Source organism: Bradyrhizobium sp. Rc2d (assembly GCF_900099855.1).
In the GTDB taxonomy this organism is placed as follows: Bacteria; Pseudomonadota; Alphaproteobacteria; order Rhizobiales; family Xanthobacteraceae; genus Bradyrhizobium.
On the sequence record NZ_FNCU01000025.1, the window covers coordinates 97,514 to 115,632 of the forward strand.

At 59.1% G+C, this 18,119-nt stretch carries 12 protein-coding genes and 2 pseudogenes; 9 read left to right on the plus strand and 5 right to left on the minus strand.

From position 1 onward, the window contains the following. The first annotated feature begins 49 nt into the window (after window positions 1–49). Window positions 50–1,504 carry a DUF8370 family protein gene (locus BLV07_RS27450; protein ID WP_091892181.1) on the plus strand — a complete coding sequence of 485 codons (1,455 nt, stop codon included), beginning with the start codon at window positions 50–52 and terminating at the stop codon, window positions 1,502–1,504. A gap of 287 nt (window positions 1,505–1,791) precedes the next feature. On the opposite strand, the gene BLV07_RS27455 is transcribed toward BLV07_RS27450, so the two are convergent. Both BLV07_RS27455 and BLV07_RS27460 read right to left on the minus strand, forming a co-directional pair. Next, a complete protein-coding gene (locus BLV07_RS27455) occupies window positions 1,792–2,346 on the minus strand; it encodes a pentapeptide repeat-containing protein (protein ID WP_210187825.1) in 555 nt (184 codons plus the stop codon). A 702-nt stretch (window positions 2,347–3,048) separates the two neighbouring features. Next, the gene (locus tag BLV07_RS27460) at window positions 3,049–3,894 is read right to left on the minus strand and encodes a hypothetical protein (RefSeq protein ID WP_091892183.1); all 846 of its coding nucleotides are present in this window, start codon (window positions 3,892–3,894) and stop codon (window positions 3,049–3,051) included. 808 nt (window positions 3,895–4,702) lie between these two features. Here BLV07_RS27460 and soxC point away from each other — a divergent pair. Together soxC and BLV07_RS27470 are read left to right on the plus strand one after the other, a co-directional pair. Continuing rightward, a complete protein-coding gene (soxC, locus tag BLV07_RS27465; RefSeq protein ID WP_091892185.1) occupies window positions 4,703–5,974 on the plus strand; it encodes a sulfite dehydrogenase in 1,272 nt (423 codons plus the stop codon). Then, window positions 5,961–6,500: a c-type cytochrome gene (locus BLV07_RS27470; RefSeq protein ID WP_091892187.1), complete on the plus strand. Its 540-nt coding sequence runs from the start codon at window positions 5,961–5,963 to the stop codon at window positions 6,498–6,500. The genes soxC and BLV07_RS27470 overlap by 14 nt, the downstream gene beginning before the upstream one ends. A 658-nt stretch (window positions 6,501–7,158) precedes the next feature. Here the strand turns inward: BLV07_RS27470 and BLV07_RS27475 are convergent. Then, a complete protein-coding gene (locus BLV07_RS27475; RefSeq protein ID WP_091892189.1) occupies window positions 7,159–7,467 on the minus strand; it encodes a hypothetical protein in 309 nt (102 codons plus the stop codon). Window positions 7,468–7,476: 9 nt separating this feature from the next. Then, window positions 7,477–7,788 carry a ParB/Srx family N-terminal domain-containing protein gene (locus BLV07_RS27480; protein WP_091892191.1) on the minus strand — a complete coding sequence of 104 codons (312 nt, stop codon included), beginning with the start codon at window positions 7,786–7,788 and terminating at the stop codon, window positions 7,477–7,479. Between the two features lie 152 nt (window positions 7,789–7,940). Here BLV07_RS27480 and BLV07_RS49000 point away from each other — a divergent pair, with 152 nt between their 5' ends. The 5 genes and pseudogenes from BLV07_RS49000 to BLV07_RS27505 all read left to right on the plus strand — a co-directional run bounded on the left by BLV07_RS49000 (window position 7,941) and on the right by BLV07_RS27505 (window position 13,372). Then, window positions 7,941–8,891, plus strand: a complete 951-nt coding sequence (locus tag BLV07_RS49000) for a CHASE3 domain-containing protein (RefSeq protein WP_244551227.1) — start codon at window positions 7,941–7,943, stop codon at window positions 8,889–8,891. A gap of 224 nt (window positions 8,892–9,115) precedes the next feature. Then, a complete protein-coding gene (locus BLV07_RS49005) occupies window positions 9,116–9,421 on the plus strand; it encodes an ATP-binding protein (RefSeq protein ID WP_244551228.1) in 306 nt (101 codons plus the stop codon). A 653-nt stretch (window positions 9,422–10,074) separates the two neighbouring features. Continuing rightward, complete coding sequence (locus tag BLV07_RS27495; RefSeq protein ID WP_091892193.1) at window positions 10,075–10,932, plus strand: GNAT family N-acetyltransferase; 858 nt, start codon at window positions 10,075–10,077, stop codon at window positions 10,930–10,932. 286 nt (window positions 10,933–11,218) lie between these two features. Beyond that, window positions 11,219–11,998, plus strand: a pseudogene (locus BLV07_RS27500) (sulfite exporter TauE/SafE family protein). A gap of 220 nt (window positions 11,999–12,218) precedes the next feature. After that, window positions 12,219–13,372, plus strand: a pseudogene (locus BLV07_RS27505) (IS256 family transposase). A gap of 1,636 nt (window positions 13,373–15,008) precedes the next feature. Here the strand turns inward: BLV07_RS27505 and BLV07_RS27520 are convergent. Next, window positions 15,009–15,944: a DUF5996 family protein gene (locus tag BLV07_RS27520; protein ID WP_091892197.1), complete on the minus strand. Its 936-nt coding sequence runs from the start codon at window positions 15,942–15,944 to the stop codon at window positions 15,009–15,011. A 401-nt stretch (window positions 15,945–16,345) separates the two neighbouring features. Between BLV07_RS27520 and BLV07_RS27525 the strand changes: the two genes are divergently transcribed. Beyond that, window positions 16,346–17,896, plus strand: a complete 1,551-nt coding sequence (locus BLV07_RS27525; RefSeq protein ID WP_091892199.1) for an MFS transporter — start codon at window positions 16,346–16,348, stop codon at window positions 17,894–17,896. Window positions 17,897–18,119 lie beyond the last annotated feature (223 nt).

An 18,119-nucleotide genomic window follows, 5' to 3' on the forward strand; every position in this document is an offset into this window, starting at 1 on the left:
TATCCCGGAGTTGCGAGCGAGGCGCTCAGCCACTCCATCGCGAGGCACCTTGAGAGTTTCTCGGCATTACAACCTCGGTCGGACGCAAGCGACCCTGGATTTCGTCGATGTCGATATCGTCAAAGACACTCCAGTTTTTCTAAGTCCAAAGGCTCTGACGATGTTGCCATCGGACTTCGGTGACGAGTGCGTCCATCTAGTACAGAACTTTTTTCATGGTGTCCTAGAAGCCATCAGGGCGGGGCGTCACACCGATGCCGAACGTCTGTTGAAGCAACTTCGTGAGCCGAACGAAACACGGTTGGGGCTTTCCAAGGGCAAGGCACGAGGTCGAGCACTTGGCAGCGGCTCTGCGCACGACGTGTGGCAATCGCTGAGCCGAAGCGAGGCCGTGAAGACCGGCTTGATCGAAGATTTGGAAGACACCGTCTTGATGGTTGAAGGCGTGTCGGTCGATATCGTCTCGGACATGACGACCAATATCATAAGAGAGCCCTTGATCCGTTACACGCAGCAAATGTGTGAGCAATATGAAATCCCGATGATGACGGGCGTCGATTCCGGTCCATTATGGAATGCGCGGGACCAAAAGTGGTATTCCAACTTCACCGAGCTCCCTTTGGCGGGAAGCGGCAAATTGATCCTTGTGCCGAAAGTGCTAGTGAGAACCCACCTTCAGTACGACGCAGGGGAATACTTTCAGCACTTTCTGTTGACACACATGCGAGATTACGAACTCGCTGTGAACTCCGAGCTTGTTGAGATCATAAAGTCAGGAAAAGGAAAGCGACAGCGCACTAGGAAGCGCGTCACAAAGAAAGCGCTCGTAGGCAAATACGGAAATGGTAAAGCGGCTATCATTGCGCAGACGCGCAAACACCCCACAGCACTAGCAACCTACAAGGCATTGAAGCGAGACGAAAAGCACCTTCCGCTGACACTTGATGATATTTCCGGTCTGGAGGGCGCACCTCCTGTCGATTGGAACGTCTTGCTCAGCAACGTTAGGGAAGTTCCTACCGGGAGAACGGATGCGGGTCGATACGAAAAAGCGATCGAAGGCATTCTTACCGCCCTGTTCTATCCCAACCTTACGAATCCGCGTGTGCAACACGAAATTCACGCTGGCAGGAAGCGGATCGACGTGACCTATACAAACATGGCCGTCAACGGCTTCTTCAAGTGGTTGGCAGCGCACTACTCAGCCGCGCACGTGTTTGTTGAGTGCAAGAATTACGGAAAGGAATTGGGGAATCCGGAGTTAGATCAACTCTCCGGTAGATTTTCACCTAGTCGGGGGAAAATTGGTCTGCTGGTCTGTCGAACCTTTGAGGACAAAGCACTCTTTTTGAAGCGCTGTACCGACACAGCGAAGGACGGTAGGGGCTATATCCTTGCGTTGGACGACGACGACATCTCAAATCTCGTTGCAGCTAGGCAGAACGATCGCTTGTTTTCGGAATGGACACTGCTGCGGACCCGCTTCAACACGTTGATTGACTGAAGGTCCACACCTTTTCAAATTAATCTATAGCTGGGGGTGGTCCGCGCCTCCGGACTGCCCGCATCGCGTTTCGTGCCAGTGGACCCTAGGCCTTCGCGTTTGGAAGTGTGTTCTCGGCCGTGCACCCATAATACTGTTGGTTGTGCCCTTTGGCACGGCTGATGTCCGCTTGTCCGCCGATAGCCGCTCAATAGCGGAGGTCGCTGGAGGTCGCCGAAGGGCCGCCAATAAGAGACGTCCGCTGGATTGTGACATTCTGCCCTTCAACGAAGCCGTGGACGCGCAGGTTAACAAGCCGTCGCGCACGGCTTCAGTGTGAGCCCCTTGGCGATGCCACACGCCTCATCTAATTGCGTCTGACGTAAATCGGTGCCGCTCAGGTCGGCATTGCTCAGAAAGGCGCGGCTCAGGTCGGCGCCGCTTAGACTGGCATTTCTCAGGTCGGCATTTCTCAAGCAGGTACCGATCAGCTTGGCGTTGGTGAGCTTCGCCTCGCTCAGAACAGCCCATTGCAGATCGACGCCGCTCAGGTCGGCGCCGCTCAGGTCGGCCTTGCTCAGGTCGGCATCGATTAGCTTGGCGCCGCGAAGCTTCGCGCGGCTCAAGTTGGCGCGGCTCAGGTTGGCGCCACTCAGTTCCGCATCGCTTTCCGCATCGCTAAGGTCGGCGCCGCGCAGATTCGTTTCGCGCAGGTTGGCATCCCTTAGGTTTGCCTTGCAGAGGTCTTCTCCCAAGAGCCACCGACCTGACAGGTTTGCATGATACAAATCAAATTGACGATAATGCGAAGGCCCGAAGCTAAGCAGGATCCCGCCGGCGATTATCGCCGCGCCTATGCCCACCAACCCCTTCGTCCGCCAAGAGAACCTACTAAACGGTAGCATGACATGGCAACCGCAACGAGGATCAGACCCGATCCCCAGGCGCGGAACACGGCGGCCTTCCATGCAAAGAGCATCATCGTCACCGGCAGCAAGACATAGAAGATCAATGCATTGAAAAGTGGCGCCCAGGAGGGCGCTGTCGGGACTGAGCAAGGAAAGAAGACAAAACGCGGCCGTGCCGAAGAATGTCAGCCAAGGCGGGTGACCTGCGTGGCGGTCTCATCCCTTGCCTTGCTGATGAGATCAGGTGATAGCTTGCGAAGACCTTGACGGCGACTCGTCGAGCGGGGTTTGATCGACGGAAGCTCCACTATCCTGCCCATAGCAATCAACCCTTTGAGGTCGCCGCGCTCGCGGACCAATGCGGCAGAATTCGGTTATGGAACGCGGAAAAATCGAAGTGCTCACTAACAGTCAGGTCGCCCCGCCGGTTCTCCTCGGCGCTGCTGCGAATACTAGGGCGCGACGCTGGCCAAGGGCAGGCTGATAACGCCGAAGTTCGCGATCAAACGCAATCCGGCTTCAAAGAACCGGTTTTGCTTATGAACGCCAAAACTGCAAGTGAGCATAATACGTCTGCTTTCGGGCGGATAGCCCAACAAGAGGTCTTGAGCGCAGGTGGTGTTGACCGTTGTTGACCGTACGCTTACGAAAATAACTCTAGAACTGAATGTCATAGAGAGCGGTTCGACAGATCGTCTCAATTCGCCAAATCTGGAACGACTTCCAAGCCTCTTCAGCCAGATCTAGAGAGCAGTGCGGGAATCTTAGCAGGCGAGCCTGATGCACGACATCCTCAAGGGATTCTGGTTCCCAAATTCCGATGCGCCCTTGGTTGTTCTTGAAAAAGTCGATCAAGGCATTCGTGTCCCGACCAATGTCCTCGTCCGAGAGAAAGCGACAAAAACGAGCATCCTCAATTTTGACGTCCGCAAAGAGCTTGACCAAATTGATACCACGACGTCGCCTACGACGTAGATGAGCAGCAGGTTCAGTACCGAGAATGATCGCTAACTGCTCGGCCTTCCTTGGATTGACTGTTCCCTCGACCCTCAGATTGCGCGCTTGCCTCGTCGTAATACCAAACTCTGACGCAACCCTCTTCGTCGCCTCCGCGTCCCTCTTTCGGGTCTCCTCAGTTGCACGCTTCTGAGCTGCTTCTTCGGCCACCGCCATCTTCCGAGCCAAATCCGCCTGCCGCCGCGCCACAGCGAGGCGTTCGCCAGCTGCCTGTTTTTCCTCCCAGACTTCTTCTTGGATAGCTGTCAGCAACGAAGCTAGTGTCTCGCGTGGCCAGGGGACCTCCCCGCAGCGCTCCCAATGCTCTTGCAGAACGTCCGCCATGAACATCACAGCGGACTCCGCCCGCTCCATGTTACCGAAATTGTCTTTAGCCACTCCGCGGATCAGGGCCTCAGACTGACCGGAATCGCGATCGAGCTGTTGCAGAATTCGCTCCTTCTCACATCGCGGGAAGCGACGATAATTTGTCAGATGGATTGTCATCTCTAATCTTCCTTAACTGCAATTTGCAGCAGCTCGTGGCGGCTACAGAAGGAAGATACTCAGCCCCTTTAGCGCTTCCAGTAACGAATAGACGGGGTCGATTGCTACGCTGCTACGCCGGCCACGATGTATCTACGCATGAAAACAATTAGTTAACTGAGTTCGACAGCGTAGCCACTGCTCCGTTCCCTTGCTACATCATCACTCCAGCGGAAGAAGAGGAAATGAATATTACTTCCACAGCGGAGACGAGGCGTAAGGATAAGTACGGTGCTACGCTGCTACCTTGCTACTCTTCACCGAGAGTAAGATAGTGATTAAGCCTCGCCGCCTGGCACGCTGAGTTTGCGAAGCGTGTTGTATGGGTCCTTTCCAGCGATTAACAACGAGGGCATGACGGAGGGGCGGACCGTCCCCAGCTCCGAATTAATTTGGAAAGGCTTAGGGTAACGACCGTCTGGTTAGGGTCTGCTTTTTTCGTCTCCAAGCAGACATCGCCGCGCTGAGGCTCGACGCCCGTTTTTGACGTCGGACATCCGAGTCGCTGGCTTTGAGTGGATTGTTTGTGCGACATCCTGGCCATATCAAGCTCTTTTGGATCGGCGAGGAGTTCTGTATTCTTCTTTAGAGCTGCTTTTCGAGACGGGGCGTGCCGACGTCTCCGTTCGAGGCGAACGGCAGCGGGGAATGCCGTCGGCGGGCATCGCACTCTCATAAATCCGACTTCCTTTGTGCCGGTCTCTCACCGAGCAACCGCCGTGCGCACGGGCACGCGAAATGCTTAGTCTGCAACGAGGGAGTGCCGCTCATGGCCAGAAGAACCCATCCCGAACCAGACGATCCCGCGGCGGGCAATGGAATTCTAAGCCGCCGTTTCTTTCTTGAAGGCGCGCTCATTCTCGGTGCGACTGGAGCCGGCCTGTCCTATGGATCGGAAGAACCGCTTACGGTCCAGCAATGGATGAAGGTGCCGGGTCCGGGATTTGCGGGCTACGGCCAGCCCTCCCCGTTCGAGAGCAAGGTCGTCAAAGTCTTTCCGCCGCCCCCCAACCCGGCCGGTGTCGGCGCATCACGCACGCCGCTGCACATGCTCGAAGGAATGATCACGCCATCCGGGCTGCATTTCGAGCGTAGCCATTCCGGCATCCCAGAAATCGATCCCGATCAACATCGGTTAGTGATCCATGGGCTTGTGAAGCGCCCGCTTGTATTTACGGTCGAAACGCTGTCGCGCTATCCAATGCAATCGCGCATCGCGTTCATCGAGTGTGGCGGCAACAGCCTGGCGCTCAACGCGCCCCAGGCCCAACCGCTCAATGTGGCGGCTATTCACGGCCTCGTGGGTTGCGCGGAATGGACCGGCGTGCGGCTCTCCACGTTGCTCGATGAAGCAGGCATCGAACCTGAGGCGCGCTGGGTGATCGCCGAGGGGGCTGACGCCGCCGCCATGAGCCGCAGCATCCCGCTCACCAAGGCGATGGATGATGCGCTCGTCTGTCTGTATCAGAACGGCGAGCGAGTGCGGCCTTCGAACGGCTATCCGGTGCGGCTGCTGCTGCCTGGTTTCGAGGGCAACATGAACGTGAAGTGGCTGCGCCGGCTCAAGCTGACTGCGGGCCCGGCCATGACTAAAGACGAAACATCGAAATACACGATCCTGCTCAAGGATGAAAAGGCCTGGCAGTTCGTGTTCCCGATCGAAGTAAAATCCGTCATCACGCGTCCGTCGCCGGGGCTCGTGCTGAAGGAACCGGGATTCTACGAGATTTCCGGGCTGGCCTGGTCGGGCAATGGCAGCATCCGGCAGGTCGACGTGTCGGCTGACGGCGGACGGAGCTGGGCGCCAGCAGCTTTGCAGGGGCCGATCCTGCCAAAGGCGCTCGTGCGCTTCCACGCCGCGTGGCAATGGAATGGCGGTCCCGCCGTGCTGCAGAGTCGCGCCACCGATGACACGGGCATGGTGCAGCCAACGCGCGCGCAGTTTGTCGACGAGCGCGGCTTGCGTGGGGTCTACCACTACAACGCCATCGCAAGCTGGCGCATCGACGAGATGGGGGAGGCCAGCAATGTCTACGCTTAAAGCCATTGCAGTCTGCATAACTACGCTGACCATTGCCCCGGCGGCCGTGGCCCAGGCCCAGCAGTTCGGCCAACCGATCGCGCCCGCCGACATCGCAGCGTGGGACATCAGCATCGGACCGGATGGCGCAGGTCTGCCTCCTGGTCGTGGCACCGCAATCGAGGGCGAAGCGATCTATGTCGCGAAATGTCAGGCCTGTCACGGCGAGAAGGGAATCAGCCCCAGTGTCGCGCTCGCTGGAGCGCTCGCCGGCGGCATGGGCACACTGGCGCCGGGCAAAACACCAATAAAGACGGTGGGAAGTTTCTGGCCCTATGCAACAACGCTGTTCGACTACATCCGCCGCGCCATGCCGTTCCAAGAGTCGAAATCGCTCACCGCGGACGAAGTTTACGCGGTCTCAGCCTACATCCTCAACCTCAACGGGATCATTGGATCGAACGATGCAATCGACGCGCAGTCGCTCCCCAAGGTGAGAATGCCGAACCGGGATGGGTTCATCCCGTTCCCGCGCAATCCGAAGTAGCTTCGCGGCCGGATCTTGGTGCGCTTGTGCGGGGCCGAAGTTTCCGCTGAAACAGAGAACACGTCGGACATTCAGGGTTGAATATCCGAGGAACCAAAGGCCAAGAACGCTGGCGCGAAATATGCGCGAAGCGGGCGGTCCCGCGTACCCGCGTGGCCTCCCCGTTCCCAAAGTACTTGAAAGCTTAGGCGCCGCCGGCCCCGCGCAAGATCACTGCTAGCGCGGCGAGTAGCGCCCGCGCTCAAGGAGCGGCCTCGTGTCAACGGCTCGGTTCTGGCGCAGCTCGGCTGCCGAAACGCGATTCTGCCGTCACGGTGCCACTTATGTTGTGGACGCCGGCGGCCGTGTCTCCTCGCAGGAGGCACGGCTACCCCCGCGATCAAAACTGCGGTGTTTACTTGGAGTTCGCGCCGGGGCGGTCGTGCGGATTCCCCGCGAAGACGTCTACCTTGTGGTCAACTTCATTCTTGCCGCTTCCCTGGGCCGGCGGTGCGCCACCGTTGGACAAATTCCAACTCGGCTTCGGCGATCTCTTTCAAATCGTCGATCTTTTCCAACGGAGTATTTTGGGCCCATCGCGTCATTTCGTTGCGCTGCGATATTCGGTCGGTGTCGGGGCATAGCGGACATCGCGTAAGCCGCACCAATGAAACTCGATTTATGATACGCGCTCTAGATATTCGGCGCAGACCGCGGCGAGCGCATTGCCTTGCGGCGATCGGTTGGGATTGCTCGGATCGCGCGGCTTGGTCGCCCTGGCTATCGCGCGCTCGACGATCCCGAATTGATCGCCGTACAGAAAGAACGTCATGTCGCGGAGTGGCGACCGATCACCGTCCGGCAATTCCGGCATGTGCTCAAGCTCGCCGACGCCGACGGACAGCCGCGATAGCTCGTCCTCTTTTAATCCGGTCAGCGCGATCTCGAAACCGCCCTCCACGAGGTCGGCCAATTCGAGCCGCAACATCTCGTCATCTCAATCGCTGGCATCGGTCAGCCGATTATCGGCGATGACATAGGCGCGCTTTTGCTGATCGGTCCATCCGCGCGCCACGATAACGGGAACCTCGGTAAATCCCGGCAGCTTGCCGGCGGCTAGGCGCCCGTGACCGGCTAGAACCATACCGTCATCGGCCGCGAGGATCGGCATCGTCCAGCCCCAGTGCCGGATTGACGCAGCGATCTGCTCGATTTGCCCGGCCGAATGCCGGCGCGAATTGCGCTCATAGGGCCGTAAACGATCAACCGGCCATGTTTCCACTGCCGGTTTGCTTGCCAGTGCATCCATGATTTGCCGCCTGTAGGACCGTTTACGGCCCGGACTAGGTGTGACTCATCCCTGCGCAGCCACATTGCTGTGACTCATTACCGCGTTACAAGGACGTTGCGGCGCCCGTCAACCGGGTCCAGTCTCTACTTAACTGGCGATCCGAGGTTGACGTGAACACCTTTGCGAATTTGCCGATCTCGCGCAAGCTCATGACCGCGTTTGCTGCCGTAGTCGCGGTCATCATTGTCAGCAGTGGAATCGTGTACGATCGGCTTCGCGCGATCGAATGGGCCAAAGATCGCCGTATTCACACGACCGACGTACTGGACACCCTGCAGGACTTAAAGGAGGCAATGCTGGATCAGGAAACCGGTGTGCGCGGCTATTTGATCAGCGGCGACCAGAATTTTTTGGAGCCCTATCACAAGGGCGGCGACAGCTTCAGCGCGGCCATCCGGAAAATAAAGGATCTCACCTCGAATAATGGCGCCGAGCAGAATCGGTTCGATGAATTAAACGAGTTGGCGAAGAAGTGGCGCTTAGAGGTCGCCGAGCGGGAGATTGCGTTGATGGCGAGGCCCGAGACGCGCGAGGAAGCGCGCGGGCTGGAGGGCTCGGGGGCCGGCAAAACTGCCATGAACGGCCTCCGTGCCAAGGTGGACGAAATCGACAGGGTTGAGCGAGATTTGTTGGCAAGGCGCGACGCCGCACAGAGGCAGGCGTACGCGACGGCCTACACGATGACCGTTGTCGGCGCCGCCGCCTCGCTCTTCATCGCGGTGTTGATGGGGGTTCTACTCACGCGCGGCATCGCAACGCCGATTACCCGCATGACCGGCGCCATGGCAGCGCTCGCCAAAGGCGACATCAGCATCGAAGTCCCTGAGGTTGATCGGAACGACGAAATCGGCGCGATGGCGGCGGCGGTTCAGGTTTTCAAGGAGAGCATCATCGAACGCCAGAAGACCCAGGCCGAGCTCGCCCACGCTAATCGGGTCGCCACGATGGGGCAGCTGACGGCCTCGATCGCCCATGAGGTCAATCAGCCGATCTCCGCGGTGGTCACTAACGCCGACGCCGCCTTGAACTGGTTGGGCGCCCAAACTAGACAAGGTCCGTGAGTCTCTCGACCACATCGTCGCGGACAGCCAACGAGCTGGCGACATCGTCCACGGGATCCGTGCTCTGGCCAAGAAAGCGCCGCCCCACAGGAGTCGGTTCGACCTCAACGAAGCGGTCCTCGATGTCATCGCCCTGGTCCGCGCCGAAGCCCTGAGGCATGGCATCACGCTACGTACGCAACTTGCGAAGGATTTGCCGCAGATCGACGGTGAGCGCATTGCTTATGAACCTGATCCTGAACGCAGTCGAGGCCATTGCCGTCCTCGATCGTGGGGCGCGGGATGTACAGATCTGCACCAAGACGGATCCCGCCGGAAGTGTGCTGGTTCTGGTGCGTGATTCGGGGCCGGGCGTCGACGCGGCGAGTATCGAGCGCGTGTTTCAGCCGTTTTACACGACCAAGCCCGACGGCATGGGAATGGGCCTTGCCATCTGTCGGTCCATTATTGAGGCGCACGGAGGACGGTTGTGCGTCACCCCGAACGAGCCACATGGTGCTACATTTGAATTTACGATTCCTCGGAGCTGACACAATCCTTTTAGGGGGCTTCTGGGAGCGGCCCCGGCGGCCCCTCTGCTCGGACGCTGGGGCCAGTTCGTTGTACGCGTCGAGGCCACCAATTGAGACGATCTTGTGCTTTGCAGCGGCTCGTGAACGGGGCATTCAGATGCATTCAGGGGCGGCTTTAGCGCGCGGGAGCAAAGCGGAAAATCACCACGGTATAATACGCGCAAACGCGGCGCCGTCCCGCGTACCGCGTCGCGGGCAGACCCCAAAGTACCTCTGAAAGATTAGGCGCCGCCGGCCCGGCGCAAGATCAAAGCTAGCGCGGCGAGTAGCGCCCGCGGTAAAGCCGGCTGCATGGCCGCCCGCACTAGGCGATCGATCCTTGAGCCAACGGCTCTGGCTAACTCAGCGCACCTACGCTTATCGCTTTCACCGGCTAGGCTGCTTTCGGCACTAAGCGGACATTAAGTAGCAGATAAGAAGATGACCCGACCCAGACATCGGCGAGTAGATCACAATTCGGAGGAACTCCTTCTTGGGTACTCTGAAGAAGACGGAGGCGCATAGCAGCGAAGCTCTGGATAATTTACGCTGAGAGCAATAAGCTGCAGTTTGAAATCCCCGGAACTGTTGGCTCGGATAAGGCGTCAGAGCAATTCGCAGGGGAGGGACGAATGAGCATCGTGCTGCGACCCGGCGCGCCGTCGGATTCCACCGTTTGCGGAAAAATCTGCTTCGAGGCGTTCAGGGCAATTGACGACGAGCACAACTTCCCGTGGGATTTTCCGTCGGTGGAGGTGGCCGCGCAGGTCCTGATGATGCTGCTGTCCAACCCGGGGTTCTACTCGCTTGTCGCCGAAAAGGACGGAAAGGTTGTCGGCAGCAACTTTCTCGATGAACGCGGCCCGATTGCCGGACTCGGGCCGATCACAGTTGATCCGACCTCACAGAACGCGACGATTGGGCGCCGATTGATGCAGGCTGCGCTCGACCGCGCGAGCGATCGGCGTGCGGCCGGGGTGAGGCTGCTGCAATCCACATTTCACAATCGTTCTTTGTGTTTGTACGCCAAGCTCGGCTTTGACACCCGCGAGACGATCTCGAAAATGAACGGGGCGCCGCTGGGCGTCAGCTTGCCGGGGTACGACGTGCGTCCGGCCGGCGCTACCGATCTCGTGGCCTGCAACTTGTTATGCCGCCGGGTTCACGGTCATGATCGTGGCGGCGAACTCGATGACGCGATTAATGCGGGAACGGCGCGGGTCGTCGTGCATCTCGGCCAGATCACCGCCTACGCGACGGATGTCGGGTTCTTCGCCCATGCCGTCGCCGAGAGCAACGAAGGTCTGAAGGCCCTGATCGGATCTGCTCCGGGCTTTCCCGGCGGCGGCTTTTTGGTGCCGACCCGAAATAGCGAACTATTCCGCTGGTGTCTGCAAAATGGCCTCCGACTCGTGCACCAGATGACCCTAATGACGACCGGCCTCTACAACGAGCCTAAGGGCTTTTATCTGCCCTCGGTGCTCTATTGAGCAAGGAGCCTCGGCCCCGCGCATCAGGCCGAGCTTCTGTGGCCCTAGCCGAACAGCACGTTAGCGGCGAGATCCTGACGTGGACCGGAAATTGCTCACCCGCTCTTGATCAACGCTTTTGACCCCAACGGACCTTCGATGGCCCGCATCTTTGCCGGTGCCCCAAATTCTGGGCTAAGATGTTCCGCAGCCCCACGCCCTGCCGTAAGCAGGTGTGAAGCTCCCCGCCACGACGGATCACGGGCAAAGTCATCTGGCGCCATCGCGCCCGTTCCGTCATATTCTTATGAGAAGTAAATCGGCTGCTTTCGGTGCTGGCACGACCATTGGCACGCTGGGCGGCCTTATTGGCCTCGGTGGCGCGGAGTTTCCTTCTGCCCCTGCTTATCCGCCTATTCAAGTTTCGCGGCTTCGAAGCCGTGATCGTGAACAAGGCGACAAGCCTTATCGTCATAGTAACAGCGCTGCCCTTCCGCGCACGCTCCGTTCCGTTTGCAGAGATCGGCACGCATTGGCCGGTCATTGTGAACTTGCTCACCGGCAGCCTCGTCGGCGCGTATGCTGGCGCATCATGGGCAATGCGCCTCAAGTCAGAGACGCTCTACAAGATCATCGCCGCACTGCTGGTCCTGATCGCTGGCGTCCTGATCTTCGCGCACAATGCCGCAGCCGTGACAGCACCGCCCCTGATAGGCGTGTCCTTGATTGTCGCGGGTGTAGCGGCAGGGTTCGTCATTGGCGTCGTGGCGTCGCTGCTGGGCGTGGCTGGCGGAGAGTTTCTAATTCCACCCTGATCCCGCTGTTCGGCGCCGAGATTAAGCTGGCGGGAAGTCTATCGCTGGCAATCAGCCTACCGACGATGCTTGTCGGCTTCGCACGCTACACCCGGGATCAGAGCTTCGCAGTCATCCGCGACAACTGGCCGTTCGTGCTCGCAATGGCGGGCGGTTCAATCGTGGACACCTTCGTTGGTGGCCTGCTTGGTGTTGTGCCCAGCGCGATCCTGCTGCCCGGCCTCGCCGCGATCCTGCTGATATCTGCGGTTAAGGTTTGGCGGCATGAGTGACACCGCCTTCGTCAGCCTGCCGCTTACCATCCTTCCACCGCTCGAAAAGGTCCTTCAGTCGAGACGCCTGACAGGCTCACGATCAAGCACCCTGCTAGTCTTACTGACTTACTCACCCAGGTAGTGTGCGGGAGGTTCTGCAAAAGCTGAGAGGCTGAAGCGGTCATGGTAAGTCCGGTGATTGCGAAGATCACCGCTCGTAGAGGAGCTTGGACCCGCCATGACCGTGACAAAGATTAGGACGGATGTCGCTGCAGTCAAAGAGGTCGGACAAGGAGTTCCTGAAGCCGCTGATCCAGGGTGCGGTGCAGGACATTCTCGAAGCCGAGATGACGGAGACGCTGGGTGCAAAGAAAGGGGAGCGCAGCGAAGGACGGCTTGGCTATCGCTCCGGCTACTATCCCCGCTCGCTGATCACCCGGGTCGGCAAGATCGAGCTAAAGGTGCCGCAGGATCGGCAGGGGCGGTTCTCGACCGAGCTGTTCGAGCGCTACCAGCGCTCGGAGAAGGCGCTGGTTGCGGCCTTGGCCGAGATGTACGTGCAAGGCGTCTCGACGCGGAAGGTCAAGCAGGTCACCGAGGAACTGGTGGGCCATGCCTTCTCGGCCTCTGCGATCAGCGCGATCAACAAGCGGCTGGATGCGTCGCTGAAGGCGTTCTGCGAACGCAAGCTCAAGGAGCCGTTCCCTTATCTGATCCTGGACGCCCGCTACGAGCGCGTCAGGGACGATGGCATCATCGCGAGCCAGGCGGTGCTGATCGCGATCGGGGTCGACTGGGAGGGCCGGCGTCAGGTGCTCGCGGTCGAGCTTGCCAACCGGGAGAGCCGGTCGAGCTGGAAGGAGTTTTTGGAAGGCCTGAAGGCCCGCGGCCTGCATGGCGTCGAGTTCGTCGTCTCCGACGATCATCCCGAACTGAAGAAGGCGATCGCCGAAGTGCTGGCCGGTGTGTTCTGGCAGCGCTGTTATGTGCACTTCCTGCGCAACGCGCTCGACTATGTGCCCCGCAAGATCGACGACGATTGCCTGCTCGAGTTGCGCTGGATGTACGACCGGCGCGATCTTGGCGAGGTGCGGCGCGATCTGGCGGCCTGGCTTGGCAAATGGGGCGGCAAATACCCCAAGCTCACCGGCTGGGTCGAGGACAACATCGAGGAGACCTTGACCTACTTCCGGCTGCCGCTGGTGCACTCTCAACGAGGAAATCCGGCGGCGCACCCATGCGGTGCGAATCTTCCCCAATGCCGAGAGCTGTTTACGGCTGGTGCGGGCGCTGACCGTCGAGCGCCATGAGGCGTGGCTCGAGGATCATCACTATCTCAACATGGATCTCTTGAAGGAGCACAAGAAGGAGGCGTTACGCCAGGCGGCCTGACGATGCTCAGGCCCACCAAGGGGATGCACGCCACCCCTCTCCGCCGCCGTCGCTCGCCAGCGCTACGCTTTTGGGCAAGCGAGCGACGGCGGCTCCGAGGGGATGGCTCGGCCGGACCCCATGATCAATTTTGCTGAACTTGACGCACAGAACTCTCACCCAAAAACGGCGAAGCACTGAGAACGGACCGGGAGGTAAGCAGTTCTGTCGCCGGAGGGAGAGAATCTATAAAAAAACTTGCTCAAACGCTGCGTCTTAGGTGCTCTCGGTAGGGAAGACGGTCTGGCTTCTCCGCACTCCGAACATCATGACTCCGAAGGCCAAAATGGCTTCGATAGGGCATCAGAATACGTTGCCACGTCTAGCTGCGAGGCCCATCGAACGAACCGCGGGAACAGAGCGAGTGGCAAATTCCCGCGAGTTGGCTGTAGAGGCTCCTAATTGAACATTATTACTACCTGCGCCGTGTAAGGGACGAGTCAAAAAGACTGCCAACTGAGGCGGTCTTCAAACGGGCGTGGCTTCTGGGGGCGGACTAGGGGGCGGGAGTCCGTACCGGGCAGCGCGCTCTGCAGCCAACTCGCGATAGGCTTTCGCTTGTTCGGCGAACTGAGCCTTGAGCTTTGGATCAGCTTCTTGGGCAGCCAAGCGCTCAAACTGCAATGCGTGTTCTATGTATTCAGTCAGAAGTTTCATGGCGTAGAAACTATATTCTTGGCCGGAAGCCCGCCATTTCTCAGCGTGCTCGTGCCAATGATTGGGGTCCTGCCTTCGGCCTTTCATAAAGTTAACCCTAGGAGATGAGCTCCGGTTCTGGACCATCTTGCAGTTCCCGGCTTTTATTCCCTCGGAGAACTGGAACCATTTAGGAACTTTTAGAACATTGGAGGGGACGCACAGGGAGGAACGACGGTGCTGGGGCCCCCTGGATCACTCTAGTGGCGCTCGCCATTTGTCTTGGTATCGCCGGAATCAATCTGGACCGCACGAGCGATCAGCATCGTCGAGCTATGGCTGATCTTGCACGATCCCCGCAAATCGAACGGGTCTCATTTGCCGCTAGGGGACCCTAAGCCGAAACGCTGGCCCCACGCGATTTCAAGCTCCTTCTGTTAAAGCTGCTGCCGCCGCCGAGGTTACAGCAGCAGAGTGCTGCTATTGCATCGCTATTCTTCTGCAGATCAATCTTCACCCAAAGTCTCGGTAGAAACTGCGGGTTCAAGCGCTTCGACTCGTCAAAGGCATTCAACGCATTTTGGATCATCTCGGAAAACGCGTCGTAATATCCTGTGTAGCTTTTGAGAATGTTGAGGACGGCTCGCTTCGCAGCCTTTTTCGGTCTCTCGGTGCACGACGCGCGATACATGTCGCGCGACGGTTTGCGGACGCAACTATGCGACGCGCGGCGCGCGACGAAGCACTCCGACCACAGCAGCCCTGCGGTGCTCGTGCCCAGCCGAAAGTCTCGGTCCTGCCAACGATCGACGATTTCCAGACCAAATTGGTAACCGGCATCGTAAGGCGACCAAGCTATTCAATCACCTCGTCGACGCGAGCGATCAAGTTTGCCGGCAATTCAGAGTTCATCGATTTCGCTGTCTTCAAGTTGAAAATCAGCTGTGGGACCTTGGGCCCCTTAGCTCAATGGCCGCGGTCGGCGGGGTACGCCGGTGGGACAATCGAGGGCCCTACGATCCCAATGCCCGAGGTTGGCTGCAGCCAGATATGTGCTCTCCAGGAAGGCCATCAGCGCTACCTCTGGGTCAGCTGATTGTCTCACCACATCGTAAGGCAAGAGAAATTCCCCGAGCTTCCGGTCGAAGTAGGCTCCATCGGGCATCACTTTCGCGTCCGCAAGACCTGCAGGAGCGGGATAGGCATAGGAGTAAAAGGCCGCAAAATCCGTGCCGCCGCCGCCCGGCCAAAAACCTGCCGACGAGACTTCATGACTGTATGCCTCGCGGGTCACCTCGTCCGGCAAAGAAGGAATGCCACCCGGATGTAGGGGCGCGGGGCGTCCAGAGAAGCGCGTGACCGCTAGATCAAAGCTGCCCCAAAAGAGATGAACGGGACTAGCCTTTCCGGTGAAGCCGGTTCGAAATCGGGTGAACACATTGTTGGCGAGCACGAGCGCCTCGAAGAACCTTGTCACGGCTGCAGCATCGTAGGGCCTCGTTTGCCGATCATCGCGAAATGGGATGGGAGCTGGCACCTCGCTGGGTCGGTCGTGAAGCTCCGGCGTGCCCCCAATACGCCGAACGAGTTCGAGGAAATGTGCATAGAAGTCAGCTACAGACATCGGTCCTAACGGAAGCTCGGTCGTGCGCCCGTCTGCTGCTTCTCCGATGACGGCATGTTTCCGGAGATCAAAGGTGATCTCAATGCCAGCCCCGTCCGGTACCAGCGAAGTCGTCAACCCGCGTGCGTTGACGTAGAGGGTCGCATGCCAGGAATGGTTGAGCCAAGGCGTTCGTGCAAGTCGGTACTTACCCACGATCTGCGAATAGATATGGAGCGCGGAACATGTCTCGCGCCACTGCTCGAACGGGATGTCTGGCCAGTTTGCGTTCACAGTGCTTCCTCCAACTAAGCTTCATCCGGGCGGTCACAGCACCTAAATGATGTGAGGCGAGGTCTATTCGGCGCTCAAATCTAGACGAAGAAACGCAGTAGGGCCGGTCTGCCATTGTGACCCATAATGCGCGACTTCGCACCGAAGACAGAGCCTGGTTTTGGGCCTAACCGACGTGCTCAGCATATTCATCGGACCGAGAACGGGCGCTTGTGGTCAAAGCGGTCATTCGCCAACGTCCCATTGTCGGCTTTAGATCAGGCTCGGAACTAACGGGTTGGCGCGAGCCTAATCCGGTTTGTCACAAGATCAAGACGCGGCGACCTTTGGCGGGCGAGTATTGCTAACTGTATACGCAAGGCGCACCCTCACCGGCGAAAACCGTCTTTCTCGAGCATCCAATGGTTGGATTCACACGGCCGCCCTGCGACGCGGGGGTCATCCACGCGACAACCTGTTTTGACCGGGCTCTGTCGCAAAGATGCAAGTGGCTGACGCTGGCGGCGACCATAGTCGGGTCGAGCATGGCGTTCCTCGACGGATCGGTAGTGAACATCGCGCTACCCGCAATCCAACAGGCGTTACATTCGGATGCGGCAGCAACACAGTGGATCGTCAACGCCTATATGCTGCTGCTGGGCGCGCTCGTGCTGATCGGTGGCTCCGCCGCCGACCTCTATGGTCGACGCCGGATTTTTGTTCTGGGCGTTACGGTCTTCACCGCTGCCTCCGTCGCTTGCGGGCTCTCGCCAAACATTGCGGCGCTCACCGTCAGCCGCGCGGTTCAAGGGTTTGGCGCCGCCCTGTTAACGCCGGCCAGTCTGGCAATGTTAGGAGCGACCTTCGACGAGCACGAGCGGAGCCAGGCAATCGGGATATGGGCAGGCGCAGGTGCACTGATGTTGGCAGCAGGCCCGCCACTGGGTGGCTGGCTGGTCGATCAGGTCTCATGGCGGGCGATCTTCCTGCTAAACGTCCCGCTCGCGATTGCCGCGGCCGGACTTGCACTTCGCTTCGCCTGCGAGAGCAGCGATCCGCACGCGAAGCAACTCGACTGGAGCGGCGCCGTCACAGTCGCGATTGGCCTCGCTACGATCACGTGGGGTCTCAGTGCCATTCCGACGGCGGGATTTCGCGACAAAACAGTGCTGGCCGCCCTCGGAGTGGGAACCGCATTCCTTGTTTTATTCGTCGCGATCGAAGCCCGACTCCATGAATGGGCGATGATGCCGCTGTCACTCTACCGATCACGGAATTTTTCCGCAACGAATGCGCTGACGCTTTTACTCTACTTCGCGCTCGGTGGCGCACTCTATTATCTGCCGTTCGGCTTGATCCGGCTCGGCGGCTACTCCGCGACACAAGCTGGAGCGGCATTGCTGCCTTTTGCCCTGATCATGGGTTTCGGCGCATCCTTCGCGGGCACTCTGACCGACCGTTTGGGGCCGCGCTCGCTGCTCACGATGGGGCCCATCATCGCGGCCTGCGGCTTGGCGATGCTTGCCGTTGTCGATCTCAGGCAGCCTTTTTGGGTCGGTGTGTTTCCGTCGATCTTCCTGCTGGGTATCGGCATGTCGATCACAGTTCCGCCGCTAACGTCGACAGTGATGGCTGCCGCCGGCAACGTCCACGCCGGTATTGCTTCCGGCGTCAACAACGCGGTCGCGCGAATAGCCGGCCTGCTCGCGGTCGCAGCGCTCGGGGCAACGTTGTTTGCAAGCTTTTCATATCATCTTGTCGGACCAACGCCCCCGCAAGCCAACGAAGCCCTGAATGCCGTGATGTCCGGACAGTCCGGCATTCATGAAAAGGTGGTTGCCGCATTTGAGTGCGCGCTGCGCACGATCATGCTTGTGACCGCGAGTTGCAGCGCACTTGCCGGCCTCGTTGGCTGGCTGTGGACCGAGCCGAACGGGACCGCCACTTCAGGAATAGCCCGGCAACATTCATGAGGATGCCGATCGTCGGGACGTCCACACGAGCGAACGAGCTAACGGCAAGTCCGCCATATGAAGGATTGCATGGACGACGTGCCGCGTGCACATCCGGCGTGGTTTGCCCGACAGGCAAGGTTCGCAGAGCGCGTACTCATCTGTGGACGCCCCGCCGGATGCAAGCGGTATTTTAGAGGAAGATTGGCACGTAGTCGGATGCTGCCATCTGTCCGGCCTCTGA